General features: G+C 49.6%; 1 protein-coding gene. It reads left to right on the top strand.

Going from position 1 to position 943, the window contains the following annotated elements; translation table 11 throughout:
* The coding region (locus QLG01_RS03090) for an Ig-like domain-containing protein (RefSeq protein ID WP_282495803.1) at positions 1-943 on the top strand (943 nt) is incomplete at both ends.

Genomic DNA, 943 nt, shown 5'->3' with positions numbered 1-943 from the left:
ATTACCTTCACGTTCAGTGAAGCAGTGGCAGGCTTTGATGCAACAGATATCACCCTCGTTGGCGGTACATTAGGTGCATTGACGACAACGGATAACATCACTTGGACAGCAGTGTTCACGCCAGATGGCACAGGCACAGCACCAAGCATTACCGTGGCTGATGGTAGCTACACCGATACAGTAGGCAACCCGGGTACAGGCGATGTACTTGATGGTACAGACGGCTTCGTTGTAGATATTGTGCCACCAACCCTTGCGATTACCGCGGATGACCTTGCACTTGCGGCAGGTGAAACAGCAAACATTACCTTCACGTTCAGTGAAGCAGTGGCAGGCTTTGATGCAACAGATATCACCCTCGTTGGCGGTACATTAGGTGCATTGACGACAACGGATAACATCACTTGGACAGCAGTGTTCACGCCAGATGGCACAGGCACAGCACCAAGTATTACTGTAGCTGATAATACTTACACAGACCTTGCAGGTAACTTGGGTACAGGTGATGTACTTGATGGTACAGATGGCTTCGTTGTAGATATTGTGCCACCAACCCTTGCGATTACTGCGGATGACCTTGCACTTGCGGCAGGCGAAACAGCGAATATTACCTTCACGTTCAGTGAGGCAGTGGCAGGCTTTGATGCAACAGATATCACCCTCGTTGGCGGTACATTAGGTGCATTGACGACAACGGATAACATCACTTGGACAGCAGTGTTCACGCCAGATGGCACAGGCACAGCGCCAAGCATTACTGTAGCTGATAATACTTATACAGACCTTGCAGGTAACTTGGGTACAGGTGATGTACTTGATGGTACAGATGGCTTCGTTGTAGACATTGTTCCACCGACGCTTGCGATCAGTGCAACAGACCTGAATCTGGCTCTTGGTGAAAGCACCACAGTGACCTTCACATTCAGTGAAGCAGTAACTGGCT

The organism is Acinetobacter sp. V89_4 (assembly GCF_029967875.1).
Classification (GTDB): Bacteria; Pseudomonadota; Gammaproteobacteria; order Pseudomonadales; family Moraxellaceae; genus Acinetobacter; species Acinetobacter oleivorans.
This window is presented reverse-complemented; position numbering and strand designations above follow the sequence as displayed.